A 23,140-nucleotide genomic window follows, 5' to 3' on the forward strand; every position below is an offset into this window, starting at 1 on the left:
ACCAGACGGCCGGACGATGGATTGGTCACCTGCATGACGAATCCAACAACTCCGGCCGGTATTCGAAGTGCATCGTGTCGTAGTGGTACCAGCGCCCGCCCCAGATGAAGCCCTCGGCCTCGAAGGCATCCACGATGGCCTGGGGAATCTGGTTGGCCCAGCGCACCGGTGCCTTCGGCTTCGCCCACTCCCAGTAGTGCGAGCGCTTCACGTTCACGTCGATGGACACCCCGTACGAGTGCGCGCTCTGACGGTGCGTGTTGGCGATCTTCCGCCACGCGAAGGTGCCGCCCAGGTTCTTCAGGTACGGCCGCAGGGACGGCGCCTTCTCCACCTCGGCGTCGAGCCGCTTCGCCACACGCTCGAAGGCCGGGGCCACCTTGCGGTTCACCTTCAGCGTCTGCCCGAGGATGTCGATGTCCACCACGTCCACCCGGGCCTGGGTGGCGCCGTAGGCCGCGTGGAAGAGCGCATCGAAGCGGATGCGCCCCGGGTCCTCGTTCTCGCGCACCACGGGCTGGATGGGGCCAGGGGTGTACGGAATGGAGAACATGTCCTCCAGGTCCGGAGACTCGAGCTTCTGCTCGAAGGACTTCGTCTTCCCGTCGTCCCACGGGTGCGTGGTCCCCGCCAGCCGGGCGTGCCACGCGCCGTCCACCTTCACCGGCTCCACCGGGTACCACTTCGCCAGGCACGCCAGCGCGCGCGGGGGAGAGTCGGGCGTGGGTGCCTCGGCCCCCGCGCGTCCAGCGAGCACGAGCAGGAGCAGGCCGAGCATCGGGCTACTTCTTCTTGGCGGGGGTGCCCAGCCGCTCGAGGGCCGCGGCGAAGCTCTTGCGCTCGGGGTTGAGCGGCGCGTTCATCTGACGCTGCTCACGCACGGTGGAGACGGGAGACTCCGGAGCGCCCTCCAGCGCCTCCTTGTCGAAGCGGTCCTGGCCCGTACCCACGCGGCGCAGGGGCTGCGTACCGTAGATGCGGCGATTGGGGTCTCTGCCAGCCATGGCGCTCCTCCAAGGGGGGACGGTGGGGCCCCGATCATAGGCCGGAACCGGCCGGGCAGACCAACCCCCCTCGAAGCGCGGCGCCCCTCACGAAGCCAGGGCGGGACGCACCTGCGAGGCCGCGTCGCTCGCGCGCATCGCCTCCAGCGTCTGGCGGATGCCCTCGGCATAGGGCGTCTTGCGCACCTCGATGAGCCCGCGCAGCGCCGAGTCGTCCATGATGACGGGCGTGGTGTGCAGGTAGTCCATCTCCACGAACTCGCGCAGCATGGGGTCGAACAGGCCCAGCACGCGCATCAGGGGGCGGTGGAGCGCCATCACCTTCGGACGGCGGCCCACCTCGGCGTAGATGCGCTCGACGAGCTCCTTCTGCGAGGTGACGCCCGCCCCCGCGAGGTTCCACGCCCGTCCGTAGGCACGGGGCTCGTCCATGAGCGCCGTCACCACCGGCCCCACGTCCGGCACGAAGACGAACTCATGCGGGGTGTCGATGGGCCCGATGAGCTGCGCCCGCTTGCCATCGAGCGCGGCGCGGAAGGCCCGGTAGAGGAAGCTGCGCTCCACGCCCGGCCCGTAGAAGTCCGGCAGCCGGAGGAGGGTGGTCTGGATGGCACCCGAGGCCCCCGCTTCGAGCACCAGGTCCTCCTGCTCCTTGCGCATCCGCCCCTTGAAGGTGTGGGGCTCGCGCGGATGATCCTCCGTCACCCGCTCGGTGCGCGGGCGTCCGAACGGGTACACCGTGCTGATCATCACCAGGCGCTCCACGCCCTCGGCGATGGCCGCGTCCAGCGTGCGGCGCATCAGCACCGGGTGCAGGTGGAAGTCCGTGTAGGGCACCCCCACCATGTAGATGAGCGTGGAGACGCCTCGTGCCGCCTCGCGCACCGAGGAAGGGTCATCCGGGTTCCAGGTGACGAGCTCCGCCCGCGGATCCGCGCCGAACTCCCGCTGCAGGGACGAACGGGAACGGCCCACCACCCTGTAGCCGCGCCCCTGCGCCCGCAGTGCCTGAACCACGCTGTGCCCGATGGAGCCCGAGGCACCGAACAACGCCACCTGTCCCTGCTTGCTCATGTTCCTACCCTCCGCCCGGAACGCCGGGCACTTTGTGAACACCGTTCAGTGAACACCGTTCATGTAGTGATTGCCGTTCACGGAGTCAAGTCCTACAGTGGGGGTATGGGGATTTCGGAGCGGAAGGAGCGGCAGCGGGCGGAACTGCGCGAGCGGATATTGAAGGCGGCGCGGGAGATGGTGGTGCGCGAGGGGTTCGCCGCGCTGTCCATGCGCAAGCTGGCCGAGGCCATCGAGTACGCGCCGGCGACGCTTTACCTGCACTTCGAGAACCGGGAGGAGATTGCCCGGGAGCTGAGCGTGCGCGGCTTCCAGCAGTTGCTGGAGTACCTGGCACCCGCGGGGCAAGTGGAAGAGCCGATGGAGCGGCTGACGGCGGCGGCGAGGGCCTACGTGCGTTTCGGACTGGAGCAGCCGGAGACGTACCGGCTCATCTTCATGGAGGATCCGAAGCTCACCACGGCGCTGTTCGGCGAGGGGCAGGATGACGCGGGAGCACGGGCCTTCGCGTTCCTGGTGCAGCCGCTCGAGGAGCTGAAGTCAGCGGGGCGGCTGGCGGAGGACGCGGACACGCGGCAGCTCGCCGAGGTGTTCTGGGCGGGCGTGCACGGCATCGTGAGCCTGAAGATCACCTGCGCGGGGTTCCAGGGAACGGAGGCGGACGTGCTCGCCTCGACGCTGGTCACCACCTTCTTCCACGGACTGCCGGGGCTGACGGGGGCACAGCGCCCGCGCGGCTGAACGGACCCGGCTCCAACTGAGAGCATGTTGGTAACTTCGGGCGCATGCTCTCGGTTCTTCTGCTGATCGTCGCGACGCAGTTACCCTGCCTGCCGGTTGACTCCACCGCCATCTGTGATTGCAAGCAGGGCAGGCCCACGGGCTGCGCGGCCCTGGACACCCGGAAGGCCGCTGAGATCGCCCAGGCCCTTCGGGCACTGAAGGTCGCGGAAGACGAACAGGCGGCCAAGGCAGCAGGGGCCTCCGCCGAGGCAGCTTCCGAGGCGCCCGAGCCACCCGCCTGCACGGGCCAGCTGCACCACATCATCTCCAAGCCCATCTTCAAGGCGCTGGATGACCATCCCACGCTCATGGGCGTCTACGAGCCCCGGGATCCCCGCTTCGTCACCCGGGCCGTGGACGAGAAGGCGCATTGCGGCTATCAGGAATGGCACCGGAAGGTAGACGCGGAAGTCGTCGAATGGCTCGATCAGTACAGGTCCGTGACGGCCAGCCAGTTCGAGGCCTACCTGCGCTCCATCTACAGCCGCCCCGACATGCTCAAGAGGTTCCCCCTTGGCTTCTGACGCCCCTCCCCGCTTCTTCGTGCTCAAGAACGCCATGGACTCCAGTCACGACACGGACTTCGAGAGGAGTGGAAGGACCATTGGCGAGGCTGGCGAGGCCCCACGGTGCCATCTCTGCGGCTCCTTCATTGGGATGCGAGCGTGGCTGCCACCACGGCGCGGCGAGCTGACGCTGTATGGCACGGCGTTCGGGGACTACATCAAGGGACCCGGGAGTGGCCACCTCCTCTCCGCCCGCTTCGTGGAGGCCTTCCGCGCCGAGGGACTGACCGGGCTGTCTGACTTCGACCCGGTGGAAATCGTTCGCGTGCGCACCCGGCGGCGCAGCGCCCCCAAGATCCCACCTCCCTACTTCCACACTGTCCCCGTCTTCGGCGGCGCGGCGGTGGATGAAGCCAGGAGCCGCATCCGGCGCCACAAGCCCATCGATTGCGACTGGTGCCGGGAGACCAACGTTCCCGCCATTCACGGATTCACCCTGGAGCAGTGGCGTGGCGAGGATGTCTTCTTCGCCCGCGGCATGCCCGGCAGTCCCATCGTCTCCGAGCGCTTCGTCCGCTTCGTGGAGCGGCACCAGTTCACGAACATGAAGCTGATCCCCACCGAGAAATACACCTGGGACCCGATGGGACTCGGCCCGCTCCGGCCCGAGCTGTAACCGCCCGCCCCCAGGGCGGGCAGGCGTCTACTTGCGCTCAGGACATTTACGGGCGATCACCCCGCCCTCGCGCTACCCTGGTTCCCCCGCGCCATGTCCTCCTCGTCGACAGCACCGCTCGCTCCCGAGTCGGCCCTGCTCCGCGTCGCGCCTCCCCCCGAGGAGTCGCCCCTGCGCCGCGCCGAGCTCCGCCTCCAGGAGCTCCTCGCTGAAATCGACTCCCTCGACACCGAGCTCGACTCCCTCGCCCTCGAGCTGGAGCGCTTCTCCCGCGCCTACGAGGACTCCCTCTCCGCCTCCTTCGAGGAGGTCAGCCGCTCCGAACGTCTCCTGCGCCGGCTCCGCAACCTCCAGGACGCCGCCTCCGCCCTCACCCGCCTCCTCGAGCAGCCCGCCCTCCCCTCCGCTGATCCACGCAAGCCCCCCGAGCGCTCCGCTCCACCCCGCACCTCCGCGCGCCAGTCCCCCGAGGAACCCTCGAAGCGCGCCACCTTCGACGACGACGAGGACGAGGACACCTTCGAGGACGAGGAGCGCCCCGAGGACGACTCCCCCTCCGAGGAAGAGCTCCAGGCCGAGCGCGAGGACGAGGCCGTGGCCCTCAAGCGGCTCCACCGCCGTCTGGCCCGGCTGCTCCACCCGGACCTCGCCCAGTCGGACGAGGAGCGCACGCGGCTCGACGCCCTCATGGCCCGCGTCAACGTGGCCTACGAGGCCGGTGACCGCACCACCCTCGAGCTCATCGCCGCCAAGGTGGGCGCCGGTGACACCGCTCCCGGCAACCTCACCGACGACGAGCGCCTCGCCCACCTCGAGCGCCGCATCCGCATCCTCTCCACCGCCGTCCACTCCCTGCGCCAGCAGCGCGAGAGCCTCCGCGCCACCGCCACCGCCCGCCTCCATGAAGAAGCGAAGGGCCGCGAGGCCGAGGGCCGGGACTACCTCGCCGAGACGCGCGCGGAGATGGACGAGGAGCTGCAAGGGCTCGCCCAGGATGCCCGCGCCCGCATGCGCCAGCTCGAGCGCGCCGCGCGCACACTGACTTCCTTGAGGAACAAGCGCATGTCCACGCTCGCCGAGAACGTGAAGGGGCGGAAGCTCCGCGCCTTCGACCCTGTCCAGGAGAGCCCCCTGGTGCGCCAGGGCGTGCTCCGCCTCGAGCGCCAGCGTGCCACCCCCGCCGCGCGCGAGCTCGCCCGCCGCCTCGAGGACGCCGTCTCCCAGGAGCCCTGGCAGGTGGCCCTCACCCTCATGGCCTTCTTCGCCGAGGCCGCCGGCCGTCCGCCTCCGGGGCTCGACACCACCGAGGCCTGGGCCGAGCGCTACGAGCTGCTGCGCGAGCTGGACATGCCCGAGGCGCCCACCTACGACCAGGCCCTCACGCGGCTGCCGCGCCACCTGGAGCTCGGCATGCGCGTGATGAAGAAGGAGGTCCGCTTCGGCCTCCAACTGCGCGACGCCGAGCTGCTCGCCGCCGTGCCCCTGGCCCTCCAGCGCGAGGACGTGGCCGAGCGCGGCCGCTCCGTGCTCGCCGTCCTCGGCCCCCAGGAGCAGTGCAAGCGCTGTGGCGAGGAGGTGCTCCTCCAGCACCTCTTGCGCACCCGCGGGCTCGACGAGCTCAACGGCATGCTGTGCCCGCTGTGCGCCCACGTGCAGAAGAGCTACTGGCTCTACAGCCGCTCCGAGGGCCAGGAAGCGCTGCTGCCCCATTCGCTGCGGCTCGGCACCATCGTCGAGCAGGGCGTGCGGCTCGCCGGCACCACCATCGGCTTCCAGCTCCTCCCCGAGGAGCGCGACACCCTCACCACCGCCCAGCTCCTCCAGCGCTTCGTGGACCTGTACCTCCAGCCCTACGGCGTGGAGCTGGCGCCCGCGCACCTGCGGCTCGAGCAGCGCGGCAAGGCGCTCGAGCCCGAGGCGCTCGTCACCCGGGGCGCCATCACCCTGAAGCTGGCGCCCGAGGCCGGTACCTCCGAGAAGGAAGTCCTCGAGCTGCTGCGCTCGCGCATCGAGCGGCGATTCCGTCCCGACGCCTCGCGGTGATCAAACGCCGCTTCCGGCGGGCTCAGGTCCCCGCCACGCGCAACCGGGGCGCACTGCCCGACTGACCGCTCCCGGCCAGGCATTTGCCGACGTGCTCCACCAGCACCTGGACATTCGGCGGGTGGAACAAGCTGCCGTGGTCTCCGGGGACGACATGGACCTCCAGCTGCCCCGTGAGGTGCTGGCGCACGCGCGCCAGTGCCGCCTGGAGTGCCTCCTCCGTGTAGTCCTCCCGCGTGTGGTCGGAGATCAGGACGGTGACAGGGTGAGGGTAGCTCGGCGGCTGGTAGTGCTCGAGGATCCGGCTCATCACCTCTTCGTTGTTCCGCTTCGCCCCGAAGAGCCGCCGCAGATCATTCTCATCCGTGCTGGCCGGGACCGCCTGGGCTTCCCTCAGCTTGCGCAGGGCCAACGTCCAGCGTGCGTCGGCGCCGAGAGGCTCCAGCTCACGGTAGAGCTCGTTCAAATCCCAGCCCGCCTCCCAACCCACGTCCCGGCCGATGAACCACACCAGGTTCGCGAGCTCGGGGTCATACCGCGCCGGCCCGGGCGGGACGGCGTCGCCACCGATGGGCGGATCCAACAACACGAGCCGGGCGACCCGCTGATTCTTCGCCAGCAGGTGTCTGGCGATCTCGAACACGAGCAGGCTGCCGGAGCAGAAGCCTCCCAGGTAGTACGGCCCCTCGGGCTGGAGCTCCTGGATGGCCTGGACACAGCCGGCCACCACGCGCTCGAAGTTCTTCCAGTCGTAGCTCCACCCCTCCAGGGCGAGCGTACCGCCCCGCGTTCCCGCCTCCACCAGTTCCGGCGCGAGCGCGGGCGCCTGCAGGCCGTAGAAGGGCTGCTCGGGGTCCAGCCTCCGCGCCATCTCCAGCAGGCCCACCACCACGTTGGACGGGTAGATGCCGCCGAGCTGCGCCGCGAAGAACAACGGGGGGCGCTTGCCCTCCGGACGCACCTTCACGAGCGACGGCCTCCCCTGCGCCACCGAGGCCTGCGCCCAGAGGCTCTTCTCGTAGATGAACTGGGCCAGGTGGACGATGGTCGGCTCCTCGATGAGGAGCGACAGCGGCACCTCCTGCCCGAGGTTGCGGCGGATCCTCGTCATGAGGCGCACGCCGAGCAGCGAGTTGCCCCCGAGGTGGAAGAAGTTGTCCGTCACTCCAACGGGCCTGACGTCGAGAACCTCCTCCCACAGCCTCGCCAGCTCCGCCTCCAGCGGATTGCGCGGCGCGACGTGGACCCGCGCCTCCGGCCGCCCCACGTCCAGGGCCTTCAGCGCGTTGCGGTCCACCTTGCCGTTGGGCGTCAACGGCAGTGACTCCAGCGCGGTGAGCTGCCCGGGAATCATGTACCCGGGCAGCTTGTCCTCGAGGAACCGGTGGAGCGCCTCCGTGGGCACGGACTGCTCGCGCTGGAAGACCACGTAGCCGAACAGGCGCGTGTCCCCGGGCGCCACCTCGCGCGCGATGACCGAGACGTTGGCAAGAGCCGGGTGCTGCGCCAGCGCGGCCTCGATGGCACCCAGCTCGACGCGGAACCCGCGAATCTTCACCTGGTGGTCCGTGCGGCCGAGGTACTCGATGGCTCCATCCGGCAGGTAACGGACCAGGTCCCCCGTCTTGTAGAGGCGCGCGCCCGGCTCACCGCTGAACGCATCCGGGAGGAACTTCTCCGCCGTCAGCGCGGGCTGGGCCTGGTAGCCCCGGGCCACGCCCAGGCCGCCGATGTAGAGCTCTCCGGTGACCCCCACGGGGACCTGCTGGAGCTGAGGATTCAGCACGTACAACTGCGTGTTCGCGATCGGCCGGCCAATCGGCTCCGCGGCATCCTCGCGCCGCGAGCCCCGCTCCCCCGGTTCCACCCGGTACGCGGAAGACCAGATCGTCGTCTCCGTGGGACCGTACAGATTCCAGAGCTGCTTGCCCCGCGTGAGCAGCTGCCCGGCCAGCTCCCGGTGCAGCGCCTCGCCACCGCACAGGAGCGTCAGCCCCGGGTCACCCCGCCACCCGGTCTCGATGAGCATCCGCCACGTCGCGGGCGTCGCCTGCATCAGGGTGGGGCGCACGCGCTCCAGCTCCTGCTTCAACCGCTCGCCGTCCGACACCGTCTCGCGCTCCCCCACCACCAGCCGCGCGCCCACCATCAGCGGCAGGTACAGCTCGAGCGCCGCGATGTCGAACGACATCGTCGTCACCGCCAGCAGCACGTCCCGCTCCGATGGAGAGAACAGGTCCCGCATCGACTCGAGCAGGTTGGTCACCGCCCCATGCAGGACCTGGATGCCCTTGGGCGTCCCCGTCGAGCCTGAGGTGTACATCACATACGCCAGCTCCTCCGCGGTGGCGCCCCCCTCCAGGTCCGAGGTGGGCTGACGCGCCAGGGCCTCGCGCTCCGTGTCCAATCGGAGCACCCGCGCCCCGCTCCGGGGCAGCACTCCCACGGTCTCCTCCCGCGCCAGGAGCAGGGACAGCCGCGAGTGCTCGACCATGTAGGCCAGCCGCTCCGCGGGGAAGGAGGGATCCAACGGCACATAGGCCGCGCCGGACTTGAGGATGCCCAGCAGACCCACGACCATCTCCACGGAGCGCTCGACGCAGATGCCCACGAGCGACTCGCGCCCCACCCCGAGCGAGCGCAGGTGGTGCGCGACCTGATTGGCCCGCGCGTTCAACTCGCCATAGCTCAGCGTCACTCCGCCGAAGCTCAGCGCTGGCGCGCCGGGCGTGCGCCGCACCTGCGCCTCGAACAGGTGATGCACACAGGCCCGCCCATGCTTCGGAGCCCCGGTGCGGTTCCACTGCGAGAAGAGCCCGCGCTCCTCCTCCGAGAGCAGGGGCAACTCGCCCAGCCGCTGCTCCGGGTTCGCGGCGATGCCCTCCAGCAAGCGGCGGAAGTGGCCCATCGTCCGGCGGATCGTCGCGGCGTCGAACAGGTCCGTGTTGTAGTCCCAATCGAGGCTCAGCTCACCGCGCAGCTCGACGATGCTCAAGCCCAGCTCGGCCACCGCGAAGCTGATGGGCCGGGGGACCCAGTCTGTCTCCAGCCCGGACATCCGGGGCGCGGAGACCGGGCGATCCAGGTTGAAGGCCACCGTGACGAGGGGCGACACGCTCGGGTCCCTCGGGATGCGCAGCTTCTCCAGGAGGGTCGCAAAGCGGTACGCCTGGTGCTCGTAACCGTCGAGCAGCACGCTCTTCACGGCCGCCAGCTGCTCCGAGAAGCGCAGCTCCCCGCTGACGTCCGTCCGGATGGGCAGCAGGTTGGCGCAATGGCCCACCATGCCCGCGCTGCCCTCCACCGTCCGGCCCGAGGACGGAACGCCAACGATGATGTCCCCCTGCCCGGACATCCGGTGCAGCAGGCACACGTACGCGGCGAAGAGCGTCATGAAGGGCGTGGCGCCGTAGCGCTGGCCCACCTTCTTCAGCGCCGAGGCCAGCTCCGCGCCAATCCTGTCCGTCAGCCGGTTCGCCTGGAACGACTTGACCGGCGGGCGCGGCCGGTCGAAGGGGAGCTGCAACACGGGAATCCGTCCGGAGAACCGCTCAAGCCAGTACGCCTCGTGCCCCGCGAGGGACTCCCCCTGGAGCTGTTGGTTCTGCCGCTCGACGAAGTGGCGGAACTGCATCGGCGCGGGCAGTTCCCGGCGCTCCCCCTGGCACGCCGCCGAGTAGAGCGCCGCGAGCTCCTCGACGATGACGGCCATGGACTGCCCGTCGCAGAAGATGTGGTGCGTGGCCAGGCTCAACACGTGCAGCTCGGCGTGCAACCGGAGCACCTGCGCGCGGAACAGCGGCCCGTTCACCAGGTCGAAACCGCTCTCGCTCTGTTCGTCGAACCACCGGAGCACCTCCCGCTCGCGGGCGCTCTCCTCCACGTGCGAGAAATCCACCAGCGGGACATCCACCTTCACCGAGCGGTGGACGCGCTGGCTGTCCCCGTCGGCGCTGATGGTGGTGCGCAGCGCCTCGTGCCGGTCCACCACCTGCTGGACCGCTGTCTGTAACGCATCCATGCGCAGCAGCCCCGACAGCTTCAGGGCGATGGCCTGGTGCCCCCCCATGGAGCTGTCGTCCGCCGTCATCTGCGCGACGATGAGGAACTCCTGCTGGGACTCGGTCAGCGCGAGCGTGACATCCCCAGACGGCTCCGTCGTGTCCTCGCTCCGTCCCGGCTTGGGGGCCGGGCCACCGCCACCGTCCCGGCGGAACCGGTCCTTGAGATTCACCAGCGAGGGCATGGCCTCCATCACGGACCGGGCATCCACCCCGAAGTCCAGGAAGCAGGCCACCTCGTCCACGCCGATGGCCCTCATGTTCTCAAGGATCTTCGCGCACGTGTCCGGCGTGCCGATCAGCGCGCTCGTCTGCACGTACCGGTCATAGGCCTTGGACAACATGTATTGCTTGTCGTCCGGGGTCAGCGTGTCCACGTTGACGCTCAGGCCCTGGCTCTTCGCCAGGTTCTGGAAGAGCGAGACATGGGCCGCCAGGTAGTCGCAGAAGGGCTGCCGGGCCGTGCGCCGCACCGTCTCCAGGTCCTCCCCGACGAAGGTGTGCATCAAGCACGTCACCTTGCCGGAGGCCGGATCATGCCCGTTGTCCCCCAGCGCCTGCCGGTAGAGGGCGATGTTGCGCTCGAGGTCCTCGAGCGACTGGCCCATCAGGTTGGTCAGCACGTTGGCGCCGATCTCCCCCGCGCGGATGTACGTCTCCGGGTTGTTGACGATCGTCACCCAGAAGGGGAGCTCCGCCTGCCTGGGCAGCGGGAAGCTGCTGACGTCGATCTCCTTCTGGCCTCCATTGCGCGCCCGCAGGGAGCCGCCGCGCCACAGGTGGCGGATCTTCTCGATGCCCTCGAACATCAGCTCGCGGTGGTGGCCGAAGGAGTCCGGCGCGAACACGAAGTCATCCGGATGCCAGCCGGAGGCGAACGACAGCCCCACCCGTCCCTTGGACAGGTTGTCCACCACGGCCCACTCCTCCACCACGCGCAGCGGGTGGTGCAGCGGTACGACGACGCTGCCGGCACGCAGCTGCAGGTGCTTCGTCTCCCGGGCCAGCGCCGCGCAGACGACGGACGGGTTAGGCGAGAAACCACCGAAGGGGTGGAAGTGCCGCTCGGGCACCCAGACCGCGGAGAAGCCGTGCGCGTCGGCGTAACGCGTGCTCTCCAGCAGCAGGTCATACTTGTCTTCCCGGTACGCGGCCTCGTACTTGCCGAAGAAGTAGAGGCTGAAGTCCATGGCCCCGTCGCGCGTGCCCTCCCGCGTGACGGTCCGCTCCGAGGACGCGCTCTTGAGCCGCCGCCATAACTCCGTGCGCTGCGCGGGCGCCTGGACGCCGTTGCCCGCACGCGCCTGGACGGGAGCGCTGGGGGGCGGCGCACTGGCGGCTCGCGGCTCGCCCTTCGAGGGCCCACCGCCCCCGGGCAGGAAGCCCCCCTGGCGCAGCTCCTCCACGCTGTCCTTCACCGTCTGGATGATGAACTCGACGTCCGCCTCGCTATGCGCCGTGGAGAGGAAGCACGTACGCCCCTCCCACACGTAAACGCCCCGCTCGACCATGTGGAAGAAGAACAGGTCCAGGTTGCCCTTGAGCACGAAGCGGTAGAGCGAGCCGAAGTGCACCACCTGCATCGGCACGCGCTGCGCCTCGAAGAAGGCGTTGAGCGTCGCGGCCAGGCGGGCGGTGCGCGCGTTCAGCTCCTCCTGGAGCCGGGGCCCCTGCTCCTTCAGGTGCTGGAGCACCGCCAGCGCCGTCGCCAGCGAGAGAGGCGGCTTGTTGAAGGTACCGGCGAAGAACGTGCGCTCGGCCTCCGGGTACGAGTCGTCCCCGTAGCGCCACTGGCCGCCGTCGATGCCGTTCATGAAGCGCCGCTTGCCCGCCACCGCCGCCAGCGGCATGCCTCCGCCGGGAATCTTCCCGTACGTCGCGAGGTCCGCCTGGATGCCGAAGTACGCCTGCGCGCCTCCCGGGTGGATCCGGAAGCCCGTGATGATCTCATCGAAGATGAGCGCCGTCCCCGATGCCAGGGTGAGCTCGCGCACCTGCCGCAGGAACTCGCGCGGCTGCAGCTCCGGGCGGCGGCTCTGCACCGGCTCCACCAGCACGGCGGCCAGCTCGTGCACGTGCTGCTTCAGGTAGTCGATGGCGCTCTGCTCGCCATAGTCGAGCACCACCACGTCCCGGACCGCGCCCTGGGAGACACCCGGGGCCACGGGCACCGCCTCCTGCTCGTTGCCCCGCGCGAGCACCCCGTCGAAGTGGCCATGGAACGAGCCCTTGAAGAGGGCGATCTTCTGCCGCCCCGTCGCGGTGCGCGCCAGGCGCAGCGCCGTCATGACGGACTCGGTGCCCGACTGGCAGAACGTCACGCGCTCGGTGCCCGTCAGCTCCACGAACAGCTCGGCGAGCTGTCCCGCGCGCTCCGGCTGGGGGCCCACGCCGAACCCGCGCTCCAGTTGCCGCGCGATGGCCTGCTTGATGAACGGCGCCCCATGGCCGAACAAGTGCGTCCCGAAGCCCATCGCCGTGTCGACGTACTCGTTGCCATCGACATCCCAGATGCGCGAGCCCTCGTAGCGCGAGCCCACGATGGGATAGCTGATCTCCTTGATGGGCATGCGGAAGCCGGCCAGGGCCCGGTTGTCCGCCAGCGCGGGCCGGTGCTTCTGGGCCCACTCCTTCGAGCCCCGCGTCCGCCGGCCGAACCGCTCCATGAACGTCCGCAGGTGCTGCTGCTGCCGCTGGTTCAGCTCGCTGCTGGCGTCACCGGACACGGCCACGGGCGCGTGCACGGACGGAGCGGCGGGACGAGGAGCCTCGACGGGCTCGGCGCGCGGTGCCGGCGCGGGCGGCGCGACGGGCTGTGCGGCGGCTTCGGGCGGAGGCGCGGGAACCTCTTCATCCACGGGGGCCGGCGCCGGGAGCGAGACCGGCGGCGCGCCCCGGTCCCGGAGCAGGTCGAGCTGCTTGGAGACGATCTCCAGCTGCTGCGAGAAGAGCCGCTCGAGCGAGCCCTCGGGAGCGGCCGGGAGCACGGGCTGGGGCCGCGCGGCGGGCGCGGGCTGGAGGACCTGGGCACCCGAGGCCCCGTGGGTGGGCCGCAAGACGTTGGTGGCCTTCACCCCATTCGAGGCGGGCGCGCGGGACACGGAGCACGCGGCCACGGCCTGCTCGGGCCGGGGCTTCAGGGACTCCAGGGCCACGAGCCCCGTCGCGGCGGGGGGGGCCGCGGGCAGCCGGACGGGCTCGGCGGCCGGAGGAGGCACGGCGGCGGCCGGAGCGGGCGCCGCGGCCTGGGGCAGGGCCTGCTCCGGCGGGAGGTTGCGCTCGATGTGGGCCGCCAGCGCCTCGATGGTGGTCATCTCCTCGAAGAGCTGCCGGACCGAGAGCTTGAGCTTGTAGTCGGTCTCGATGAGCCGGATGGCCTCGATGAGCGAGATGGAGTCGGCGCCCATCTCCAGGAAGGAGGCCTGGGTGTCGATCTCGGAAGGAGCGGCCTTGAGCAGATCCGCCACCATCTTGCGCACCGCGGCCACGATGGACTCGAGCCGCCTGGGCTTCGCGGGCTCCGCCGCCTGGGGCTTGGACACGGCCGTTGCTGACACTCGTTCAATCACCTGGGGTGCCTCTTCCTTGAACCAGTAGTGCTTGCGCTCGAAGGGATAGGTGGGCAGGGACACGCGCTGGCGCGGGTAGTCCCGGTCGAAACCCTTCCAGTCCACCTCCACCCCGCCCACGTACAGCGCGGACAGGGTGTCGAGCATCACGTCCCAATCGCCCCGCTTCTCCGTCAGCGAGGGCAGCCAGCCGGCCTGGACCTCGGGCAGACACCGCGAGCCCAGGTGCGTGAGGATGGGTTTCGGGCCGATCTCCAGGAACAGCTCGCACCCCAGCGCGTGCAGGGCGCGGATTCCGTCCAGGAAGCGCACGGGCGCGCGCGTGTGCTTGCGCCAGTAGGCGGCGTCGGGGACCTGGCCCGCGGCCAGCGCCTCGCCCGTCACGTTGGAGATGAAGGGCACCTTGGGCGCCTGGACGCGCAGCTCCGCCGCCACCCGCTCCAGCCCATCCAGCATCGGCTCCATCAGCGGGGAGTGGAACGCATGGGAGACGCGGAGCGGCTGGCTGCGCACGCCCTCGGCCTCGAGCGCGGCGACGACAGTGTCGAGTGCCTCCTTCCGGCCGGAGATGACGGTGCTCTCGGGCCCGTTGAGCGCCGCGATGTCGAGCACCCCGGCATACCGCTCCAGCGCGGCGGCCACCCGCGACGCGGGGGCGAGGATGGCCGCCATGGCCCCCTCCCGGGGGAGCGCCTGCATCAGCCGCGCCCGCTCGGCGATGAGCCGCAGGCCGTCCTCCAGCCGGAACACGCCCGCGACACAGGCCGCGGCGAGCTCGCCCACGCTGTGTCCCAGCACCGCCGCCGGCTCCACACCCCAGGACTTCCACAGCTCGGCGAGCGCGTACTCCAGGGCGAACAGGGCCGGCTGTGTATAGGCCGTCTCGTCCAGGGGCGAGTGCTCTCCCGGCTCCGGGTAGAGCACCTTCAGCAGGCGCTGGCCCAGCAGCGGGCGGAGAATCTTGTCGCACCGGTCGAGCGCGTCCCGGAAGGTGGGCTGCGTCTCGTAGAGCTGGCGCCCCATGCCGGGGTATTGCGCGCCCTGGCCGGTGAACAGGAACGCCACCTTCGGGCGCTTGCGGCGGTTCACCTGGGCGGAGGCCGTGCCGGGCACCGTCTGGCCGCTGGCGAAGCCGTCCAGCCGCTCGCGCAGCTCCGCCGGGGAGCCGGCCACCACCGCCAGCCGGTGGGGGAAGCCCGAGCGCCCCGTGTTCGCGCTGTAGCAGAGGTCACCGAGCGCCTGCTCCGGATGCTCCCCGAGGTGCTCCTGGTAGTGGCGGGCCAGGGCGCGCAGCGCGGCCTCGCTCTTCGCGCTCGCGGTGAGGAGGTGCCGGGGCCGCTCGGCATCCAGCTCCTCGTCCACGGCCACCGCCGGGGCCCCCTCCAGCACCAGGTGGGCGTTGGTGCCGCCGAAGCCGAACGAGCTCACCCCGGCCAGGACGGGGCCCTTCACCTCGGGCCAGGGTTGCAGCGACTGCTGGACGCGCAGCGGAATCTTGTCGAAGTGGATGTAGGGGTTGGGCGTCTTGAAGTGCAGGCTCGGCGGGAGCTGCCGGTGCGAGAGCGACAGGGCCACCTTGATGAGGCCCGCGATGCCCGCCGCGGCCTCCAGGTGGCCGATGTTCGTCTTCACCGAGCCCAGCGCACACACGTCGCTCTCGGAGCGCCCCGGGCCCACCACCGCGGCGAGCGACTTCACCTCGATGGGGTCTCCGAGCTTCGTCCCCGTGCCGTGTGCCTCGATGTACTGCACCTGGGCGGGGGAGATGCGCGCGTCCTCGTACGCCTGCCGCAGCACCGCTTCCTGCGCCGCGGGGTTGGGCGCCGTGAGCCCGTTGCTGCGCCCATCCTGATTGACCGCGCCGCCCCGGACGAGGGCGTAGATGCGATCTCCATCCGCCAGCGCCTTGGACAAGGGCTTGAGGACGACGATACCCGCGCCCTCGCTGCGCACGTAGCCGTTGGCCTGCGCATCGAAGGCCTTGCACCGGCCATCCGGTGCCATGAACCCCGACTTCGAGTACCCCACCGTCACCCAGGGGGACAACACGAGCTGCACGCCGCCCGCGACGGCCAGGGCCGCATCCCCGCTCCACAGGCTCTTGCAGGCCAGGTGCACCGCCACGAGCGAGGAGGAGCACGCCGTGTCCACCACCAGGCTGGGCCCCTGGAAGTCGAGCAGGTACGAGATGCGGTTGGCGGCGATGCAGTTGGTGTTGCCCGTCCCGACGTGCGCATCGATGTTGCGCGTGTTCCTGCACAACAGCGTGTAGTAGTCGTAGCTGGACATCCCCACGAAGACGCCCGTCTTCGAGCCCGCCAGGCGTTCCGGGGCATGGCCCGCGTCCTCGAGCGCCTCCCACGTCACCTCCAGCAGCAACCGCTGCTGGGGATCCATGGAGGTCACCTCACGCGGGGCGATGCCGAAGAACTGGGGATCGAACTGCTCCACCTGCTCCAGGAACCCGCCCCAGCGGGTGCTCATCTTCCCCTCCGCCGAGGGGTCCGGATCGTAGAAGGCCTCGATGTCCCACCGCTCGGGGGGCACCGGGGAGATCGCATCCACGCCGTCACGGAGGAGCTTCCAGAAGGCCCGTGGATCCCTCGCACCCGGAAAACGGCATCCCAGGCCGATGATCGCTATGGGCTCGCGGTTCATCATGGTCTCGTCGGTTGCGCTGGCTGTGGTGGTGGAGCCCCCCGGCTCACGGGCCCGTCAGGGGCTGAACGTGACGGGGAGCGTCTGCGGACCGCGGAAGATGATTTCCTTCTGCCAGTCGATTTCCCCGGGCACGAGCGCCATGTCGGGGAACTCGCGCACGAGCGTGCTGAAGGCGACCTGCCCCTCGACGAGGGCCAGCGCCGCGCCCAGGCAGTAGTGGATGCCACCGGAGAAGGCGAGGTGGCCCTTCTCGCGGCGCGTGATGTCGAACCGGTCCGGGTCGGGGAACTGGGTGGGGTCGCGGTTGGCCGAGCCCAGCGAGAAGTAGATCAAATCCCCCGCGGGAATCGTCTTCCCGTGCAGGGTGACGTCCTTCTTGGGCACGCGCGTGTTGAGCTGCACCGGGCTGTCGTAGCGGAGCATCTCGTCGATGGCGCCGCGGATGAGGGAGGGGTCCTCCCGCAGCCGCTCCATCTCGCCCCGGTTCCTGAGCAGCGCCAGGGTGCCGTTGCCGATGAGGTTCACCGTCGTCTTCTCGCCCGCGATGAACAGCAGCATGCACACCGAGAGCATCTCATCCTCGGTGAGCTTGTCGCCCTGGTCCGTGACGGCGATGAGGCTGCTGATGAGGTCCTCGCGCGGGTGGCGCCGGCGCTCGGCGAAGAGCTCCCGGAAGTAGGCGAGGAACTCCTGCGCCACGTTGTTCATCTCGGCGTACTGCTCGAGCGAGCGCAGCGGATCCAACACGCGCGACAGGCCATCGGCCCAGCGCGTCACCGAGGCATGTGCCTCCTCGGGCACCCCGAGCATGCTGGCGATCATCGTCACGGCCAGCGGGCAGGCCAGGTCGTTGACGATGTCCATCCTGCCGGTATGGCGCACGCGGGCCAGCAACCGGTCCACCATCTCCTGCACGCGCGGGCGCAGGGACTCGACGGCCCCCGGGGTGAAGGAGCGGTTGACCAGGCTGCGCAGGCGCGTGTGGTCGGGCGGATCGCACAGCATGAGCCAGCGGCGCATGGCCTGGGCGAGCGTGCGCAGCTCGCCCATGTTCTTCTTCTCGAGGAACGGGCTCTTGCGCTCGATGCGCGTGGGGATGTCGAAGACGCCGAAGGTGTTGTCCCGCAGCAGCGTCTTCACATCCGCGTAGCGGGTGATGACCCAGGCGCCCATGATGGTCCGGTGGACCGGATCCTCCTCGCGGAGGCGGGCGTAGACCTCATACGGGTCCGCATGGAAGGCGGGGTCGAAGAGGTTGAGTTTGACGGGAGCGCGCGGCACACCGCTCCCGGCTCCACCGTTCACGGCGGGCTGGTCCAACAGCTCCACGGATGCTCCTCCTCACGGCCAGGCCTCGCGGCCGGCCGCGTCAGGGCTCACTGCTTCAGTTCATTGACCAGGTGACGGGCCAGCACTTCCGCGCTGGGGTGCTCCCAGAACAGGGTGGGCTCGAACTCCCGGCCCAACCACCCGGCCAGCTCGCCCGTGAGGCTCACCGCCACCGCCGAGTCCAGGCCGTAGCGGGCGAAGGGATCCTTCACGTCGATCTCCTCCGCGTTGACACCGAGGTACTGGGCCATGCGGCCGAGCAGCCAGTTCTGGATGGCCTCCTCGGTGTACACGCCCTGCTGCACCGCCGGGGCCGCGCGCTGCTCGGCGTGGAGGTTCTCCACCCACTGCCCCACGGCGCTCAGGGTCCCCTCGAGGAAGGCCTTGCGGCAGGCCTGCCGCTGAATCTTCCCGCTGGAGGTCTTGAGGATGCTGCTCGTCTTGATGAGCACCACGGCGTGGACGTGGAGCTCGTGCTGCTCCGCGACGGCCTGCCGGATGCTGGCGGTCACGTCCGCCACGTCCAGGTTGCGCAGGTAGCTGCGCTCGACCTCCTGGAGGATGACGAGCCGCTCCTCGTCCTCCACCTCGACGCAGAACGCGGCCCCGCCGCTGGCCTTGAGCGCCGGGTGGCACTCCTCCACCGTCTGCTCGATGTCCTGCGGATAGTGATTGCGGCCGCGGATGATGATGACGTCCTTCAAGCGGCCGGTGATGACGAGCTCCTCGCCACGGAAGAACCCCAGGTCCCCGGTGCGCAGGAAGGGGCCCTCGCCGGTGTCCGCCAGGCGCGCCCGGAAGGACTCCTCCGTCTGTTGCGGCCGGTTCCAGTAGCCCTGGGCCACGCTGCCACTGGAGACCCAGACCTCGCCCACCCGGTCCTCGGGGCATGCCGTGCACGTGGTGGGGTCCACCACCCGCACCGTCTCCAGCCAGCTCCGGCCGCAGCTCACGAGCGCGCGCGTGCCGTCGCCCCCGGGACCCGCGGGCCCACCATCCACCTCCACCACCCGCCCCTCCTCCAGCGCCGTCGCCTCCACGTTGCGGATGATGGGCCTGGCCGCGGAACCGCCGGAGACGACCAGCGTGGTCTCGGCCATGCCGTAGCACGGGTAGAACGCCGAGGGCTTCAGACCGTAGTCCTTGAAGGTCTCCGTGAAGCGCACGAACGTGCTGGCGCGCACGGGCTCGGCGCCGTTGAACGCCACCTCCCAACTGCTCAAATCCAACCCCACCCGCTGCTCGGGAGACACCTTGCGGGCGCACAGGTCATACGCGAAGTTGGGCCCGCCGCTCGTCGTGGCCCGGTAGCGGGAGATGGCGTGCAGCCACCGCGCGGGCTTCTGGATGAAGGCTGCGGGCGGCATCAGCACGGACTTGATGCCCAGGTAGAGCGGCTGCAGCACGTTGCCGATGAGCCCCATGTCGTGGAACAGCGGCAACCAACCGGCGAAGATGGTGCGCTCGCTGTGCCCGAAGGTGAGCTCGATCATCCGCTCGTTGTGCAGCACGTTCCCGTGGGACACCATCACGCCCTTGGGCGTGCCCGTGGAGCCCGAGGTGTACTGGAGGAACGCGAGCGTGTCGCCGCTCACCTCCGGCGCCCTCCAGGCCTCCCGCTCCTGCGTGGGAATGTCGTCCGTGGACAGCCAGCGCAGCGAGCCCAGCTCCGGAACGCGCTGGAACTGCGTCCCCAGGTTGGACATCAGCGAGGACGTGGTGAGGACCCAACCCGCGCCCGCGTCCTCGATGACGGTCCGCAGCCGGTTGAGGTTCTGGTTGTTGCGCGGGGGATACGCCGGCACCGCCACCACCCGCGCGCACACGCAGCCGAGGAACGCGATGATGAAATCCAGGCCCGGCTGATACAGCAACAGCGCGCGCTGCTCCGCCGCTCCGAGCGCCTGCAACCGCGCCGCCACCGCCAGCACGCGCTGCTGCAGCTCACCGAACGTCAGCGCCTGCGACTCGCTCTCTCCATCCTCCAGGAAGAGGTACGCCTTCCGGTCTGGATGGCGCTCGGCGCGCTCTCGCACCAGCTCGATGAGGTTGCGGAATCCGACGCCTTCGATGGATGCGGAGGCCACGATACACGTCTCCCGTCAAACAGGCAGGTGCTACACCCACATGAATCCAGTCAACACGGCAGCGGACGGAGGCCGTCACCGTTCAAAAACGGGAAGAACGGAGCCCCACGCATCCGAAGCAGTGGCTTGCTTTCCAGAAGTTGTACCAATCCAGGACGGACAAGACAACCAGTGAACGGAATTTTACCGCAAGTCCACAATAGCGCACAAAAGCAGACGATGTAGACGCGGTGCGTCTTGCGAGAATATGAGAAAGGAGGCCGGGGACCCCGCCGCCCGGAAGGAGCGGGTGGCGGGGCCGGGGGCGGGGCACGTCAGCGGCCGCGGGCCATGAGGGTGGCGGCGACGCTGGCCGCGCAGAAGCCCCCGTCCACGGCGATGTCCTGACCGGTGATGAAGGAGGCCTTGTCGCCGAGGAGGAAGGCCACGAGGGAGGCCACTTCCTCGGGAGTACCCACGCGGTTCATCGGGTGGAGCGAGGCGGCGAAGGTGCGCCCCATGCGCTCGTGGAGACGCCAGCCCTCGGTGGCCATCTCCGACTCGACGACGCCGGGGCTCACCGCGTTGACGCGAATGCCCTTCTGCGCGAGCTCGACGGCGGCGCTCCGCGTGAGGGCGACGAGCCCCGCCTTGGAAGCGCTGTAGGCCGAGAGCCCGGGCAGGGCGCGCGAGGCACTCACGGAGGCACAGTTGACGATGGAGCCTCCGCCGCCCGCGAGCATGGCCTGGAGCTGGTACTTCATGCACCAGAAGACGCCGCGCAGGTTGGTGTTCATGACGGCGTCGTAGTCCGCGTTGGTCATCTCCAGGAGCGGCCGGGTGAGGCTGCTCCCGGCGTTGTTGAAGGCCCCATCCAGCCGGCCGTAAGTGGAGACGGCGGCCTGGACGAGTGCCTGGACGTCACGCTCGGACTGCATGTCGGCGGTGACCCAGGTGGCCTCGCCCCCCCGTTCGCGGATGAGGGCGAGGAGCGCCTGGCCCCGGGCCTCGCGCCGCGCGCTGGCGACGACCCGGGCGCCCTCGGACGCGAGCGAGAGGGCCGTGGCCCAGCCGATGCCCGAGCTGGCGCCCGTGACAATGACGACCTTGTCCTTCAAGCCGCTCATGACCGGCTCAGCCACACGTGAACGTCCAGCGGCAGGTGCCCGAGAGGCACTCGCGGTTCTCCGCGCAGAGCGCGCCACGCGCCTTCTTGTTCTGGCAGATGCCGGTGTTGAGACCCCATCCGCAGTACTGGCCGCTGGCGCAGTCGTTGTCCCCATCGCAGATGCAGGTGCCCTTGATGTTGCCGCAATCCAGCGAGGTGCACTTGTCGCTGACGCACTCCTCGTTGAAGCGGCACGTCTGGCCCAGCAGCTTGGAGTCCGGCGCGTACGCCTTGCCGCACACCGTGGGGTACTGTGCCTCGCGGGTGGACTTCTCCACGTAGGCCTCCACGCCGCTGGTGTCGATGTCCGCCGCCGCGTCCGCCATGCCCGAGCGCACGGACAGGCCGCGCTCCCACGTGCGCAGGAAGGACTCCGAGGAGCCCTCGAGGCCCGTGGTGTTGACGCCCAACTGCTTGAGGTCGCGCACCACGTCCGGCAGCAGGCCCACGTGCGCCAGGCCGTACACGTCGAAGTCCGTGCCCAGGCGCGCCGGCCCCGTCAGGCGCTGCTGGTTGGCCTGCGCGTCCGCCTCGGCCTTGAAGCCCGCCGAGCACGCCCCGTGGTCGCCGAAGCGCGGCCGCGTCTGCTGGATGAAGCCGTTGAAGTCCGCGCCAAACGCCATGGGCACCTTCAGGCCCTGCCGGCCGAACTCGTATGCCTGCGCCAGCGAGCGCGTCGAGCCCTGGCAGCTGTTGGCCACGGATGTCCGCGTGTACGTCCGCGTCTCGTCATGCGCCGTGCGCAGGCCGAAGATGCCGCCCGTCTGCCGCAGGTAGCGCACCACCCACGCCGGCGTCGTCTTCTCCGTCTTCGCCAGCTCCGGGTTCATCACCTCGCGGAAGTGGCCGTGCGAGACGTACAGCGGGTAATAGGTATTGGCCTGCGCCAGCGCGAAGGTGTCCTGCACGGCGCGCTCGGACATGTGCGCGATGTCCACGAGCATGCCCTTGGCCATCATCTCCTGCACCAGCGCCTTGCCTTCCGCCGTCAGGCCCTTGGTGTTGCGGCAGTTGGCGTCCACGTCGAAGCCCAGCGTGAAGCCGTTGCCCGTGGCACCGCAGTCGTAGTCGATGTAGCAGTTCTCCAGGAACTGCGCGGCCTGGAAGATGACGTTGTGCAGCGCCGCGCCGCCGAAGCGGTTGTCCAGCTGGTGCACCGGCTGCAGCGAGCGCACCCCCAGCGAGTAGAAGCGGTTGAGCTCCGAGCGCCAGTCCTTCGTGCCGAACAGCTTGCTCACCTCGATGGAGAGCACCATGGCCAGCTTGCCGGCCCCGATGATCTGCCGCGCGTGCGCGGGCGACAGGGCGATCTCCGCCCAGTCCGTGCGCGCGTCGAAGTCACGCGCCATCTGCAGCTGCACCTCGACGTCCGCCATCTCGTCGCAGGGGCGGTTGAGGTTCTGGTAGGGCAGGGCGCTGCACAGGAAGCCATTGCTCACCAGCGACACCGTCACCAGCGACATACCTCCCTGGTGCGCCTGCCGCAGCCAGCCCTCCCACGCCTGCTGGTGGGCGATGGTGTCCCAGCGCGGCCACTGCGTGTTCAGCTCCTTGCGGCCCAGGTGCAGGCCCGTGTCTCCCTCCGTCCCCTCGATCTTCCCGATGAACTCCGAGGCCACCGCCCCGCCCACACCGAAGAGCGCCGACAGCAGCGGCACGCCGCCCAGATTCACCGACCCCGAGTTGGGGCACAGGTTGAGCATGTTGCTCAGGTCCATGCGCACGCGGGCATGGTCACTCTCGGGCGCGCCTCCGTCACAGCTCACCAGCGTGCCCGTGTGACTGCCGTGGAACCAGCCGCCGCCGAAGGCTTCCTCGGCGAACATGTGGTGGTGCAGCTCGGCGAAGCCCGGCACCGCCAGCTTCTGCTCGGCGGCGGCCACGGGTTCGGGTGCGGCGGCCGGCGACTCCTCGGTCACCGGGTTGCACGCCTGGAACAACAGGAGCGCGGAAAACAACAAAGAAGAACGACGCAGCATGGACTGCCACTCCAGGGCAATGAGAAGAGGATTCCCGCAATGACGGAAATTAGAAGAATAACAGGAATCAACCCATCATTTCCAGCCAGGACGTGCAGTCCGTCAGCCTTTCACAAAGAGCAAGAAAGAGAGGGACCGGGAAAGGGCCCGGATCGACACGGGCCAGATGGCTCGCCCGATTGCGCGGGAGAGCACATATCCCGGACCATGTGAGACCCCCT

At 69.7% G+C, this 23,140-nt stretch carries 12 protein-coding genes; 4 read left to right on the plus strand and 8 right to left on the minus strand.

Annotated elements, in window-relative coordinates; genetic code table 11:
- Positions 1–25: 25 nt before the first annotated feature.
- From BO221_RS34940 to BO221_RS34950, 3 genes are all read right to left on the minus strand, one after another.
- Positions 26–778, minus strand: a complete 753-nt coding sequence (locus BO221_RS34940) for a M15 family metallopeptidase (protein WP_073565204.1) — start codon at positions 776–778, stop codon at positions 26–28.
- 4 nt (positions 779–782) lie between these two features.
- Positions 783–1,004 (minus strand): hypothetical protein, encoded by a 222-nt coding sequence (locus BO221_RS34945; protein WP_073565205.1) that lies wholly within the window; start codon positions 1,002–1,004, stop codon positions 783–785.
- 87 nt (positions 1,005–1,091) lie between these two features.
- Positions 1,092–2,078: an NAD-dependent epimerase/dehydratase family protein gene (locus BO221_RS34950; RefSeq protein WP_073565206.1), complete on the minus strand. Its 987-nt coding sequence runs from the start codon at positions 2,076–2,078 to the stop codon at positions 1,092–1,094.
- A 105-nt stretch (positions 2,079–2,183) separates the two neighbouring features.
- Between BO221_RS34950 and BO221_RS34955 the strand changes: the two genes are divergently transcribed.
- The 4 genes from BO221_RS34955 (at position 2,184) to BO221_RS34970 (ending at position 6,086) form a co-directional block, all read left to right on the plus strand.
- Positions 2,184–2,819 carry a TetR/AcrR family transcriptional regulator gene (locus tag BO221_RS34955; RefSeq protein WP_198956249.1) on the plus strand — a complete coding sequence of 212 codons (636 nt, stop codon included), beginning with the start codon at positions 2,184–2,186 and terminating at the stop codon, positions 2,817–2,819.
- 44 nt (positions 2,820–2,863) lie between these two features.
- Positions 2,864–3,385 carry a Wall-associated protein precursor gene (locus BO221_RS34960; protein WP_073565208.1) on the plus strand — a complete coding sequence of 174 codons (522 nt, stop codon included), beginning with the start codon at positions 2,864–2,866 and terminating at the stop codon, positions 3,383–3,385.
- Positions 3,375–4,043, plus strand: coding sequence for a hypothetical protein (locus BO221_RS56580; protein ID WP_073565209.1), 669 nt, complete (start codon positions 3,375–3,377; stop codon positions 4,041–4,043). The genes BO221_RS34960 and BO221_RS56580 overlap by 11 nt, the downstream gene beginning before the upstream one ends.
- A gap of 93 nt (positions 4,044–4,136) precedes the next feature.
- Positions 4,137–6,086, plus strand: coding sequence for a hypothetical protein (locus BO221_RS34970; protein WP_073565210.1), 1,950 nt, complete (start codon positions 4,137–4,139; stop codon positions 6,084–6,086).
- A 22-nt stretch (positions 6,087–6,108) separates the two neighbouring features.
- Here BO221_RS34970 and BO221_RS34975 read toward each other — a convergent pair whose 3' ends face one another.
- From BO221_RS34975 to BO221_RS34995, 5 genes are all read right to left on the minus strand, one after another.
- Complete coding sequence (locus BO221_RS34975) at positions 6,109–16,374, minus strand: hybrid non-ribosomal peptide synthetase/type I polyketide synthase (RefSeq protein WP_073565211.1); 10,266 nt, start codon at positions 16,372–16,374, stop codon at positions 6,109–6,111.
- A 57-nt stretch (positions 16,375–16,431) separates the two neighbouring features.
- Positions 16,432–17,706: a cytochrome P450 gene (locus tag BO221_RS34980; RefSeq protein WP_083681832.1), complete on the minus strand. Its 1,275-nt coding sequence runs from the start codon at positions 17,704–17,706 to the stop codon at positions 16,432–16,434.
- A gap of 47 nt (positions 17,707–17,753) precedes the next feature.
- A complete protein-coding gene (locus BO221_RS34985) occupies positions 17,754–19,793 on the minus strand; it encodes an AMP-binding protein (RefSeq protein WP_073565212.1) in 2,040 nt (679 codons plus the stop codon).
- Positions 19,794–20,107: 314 nt separating this feature from the next.
- Positions 20,108–20,899: an SDR family NAD(P)-dependent oxidoreductase gene (locus BO221_RS34990; protein ID WP_073565213.1), complete on the minus strand. Its 792-nt coding sequence runs from the start codon at positions 20,897–20,899 to the stop codon at positions 20,108–20,110.
- A 7-nt stretch (positions 20,900–20,906) separates the two neighbouring features.
- On the minus strand, positions 20,907–22,919 hold the full coding sequence (locus BO221_RS34995) for a membrane dipeptidase (RefSeq protein WP_073565214.1): 2,013 nt from the start codon (positions 22,917–22,919) through the stop codon (positions 20,907–20,909).
- Positions 22,920–23,140: the final 221 nt, after the last annotated feature.

It is taken from the genome of Archangium sp. Cb G35 (assembly GCF_001896145.1).
Classification (GTDB): Bacteria; Myxococcota; Myxococcia; order Myxococcales; family Myxococcaceae; genus Archangium; species Archangium violaceum.

Bases quoted from the DNA above. Each gene is read 5' to 3' on its own strand.
- BO221_RS34940 (WP_073565204.1), bottom strand. From the start codon at position 778: ATGCTCGGCCTGCTCCTGCTCGTGCTCGCTGGACGCGCGGGGGCCGAG.
- BO221_RS34945 (WP_073565205.1), bottom strand. From the start codon at position 1,004: ATGGCTGGCAGAGACCCCAATCGCCGCATCTACGGTACGCAGCCCCTG.
- BO221_RS34950 (WP_073565206.1), bottom strand. From the start codon at position 2,078: ATGAGCAAGCAGGGACAGGTGGCGTTGTTCGGTGCCTCGGGCTCCATC.
- BO221_RS34955 (WP_198956249.1), top strand. From the start codon at position 2,184: ATGGGGATTTCGGAGCGGAAGGAGCGGCAGCGGGCGGAACTGCGCGAG.
- BO221_RS34960 (WP_073565208.1), top strand. From the start codon at position 2,864: ATGCTCTCGGTTCTTCTGCTGATCGTCGCGACGCAGTTACCCTGCCTG.
- BO221_RS34970 (WP_073565210.1), top strand. From the start codon at position 4,137: ATGTCCTCCTCGTCGACAGCACCGCTCGCTCCCGAGTCGGCCCTGCTC.
- BO221_RS34975 (WP_073565211.1), bottom strand. From the start codon at position 16,374: ATGAACCGCGAGCCCATAGCGATCATCGGCCTGGGATGCCGTTTTCCG.
- BO221_RS34990 (WP_073565213.1), bottom strand. From the start codon at position 20,899: ATGAGCGGCTTGAAGGACAAGGTCGTCATTGTCACGGGCGCCAGCTCG.
- BO221_RS34995 (WP_073565214.1), bottom strand. From the start codon at position 22,919: ATGCTGCGTCGTTCTTCTTTGTTGTTTTCCGCGCTCCTGTTGTTCCAG.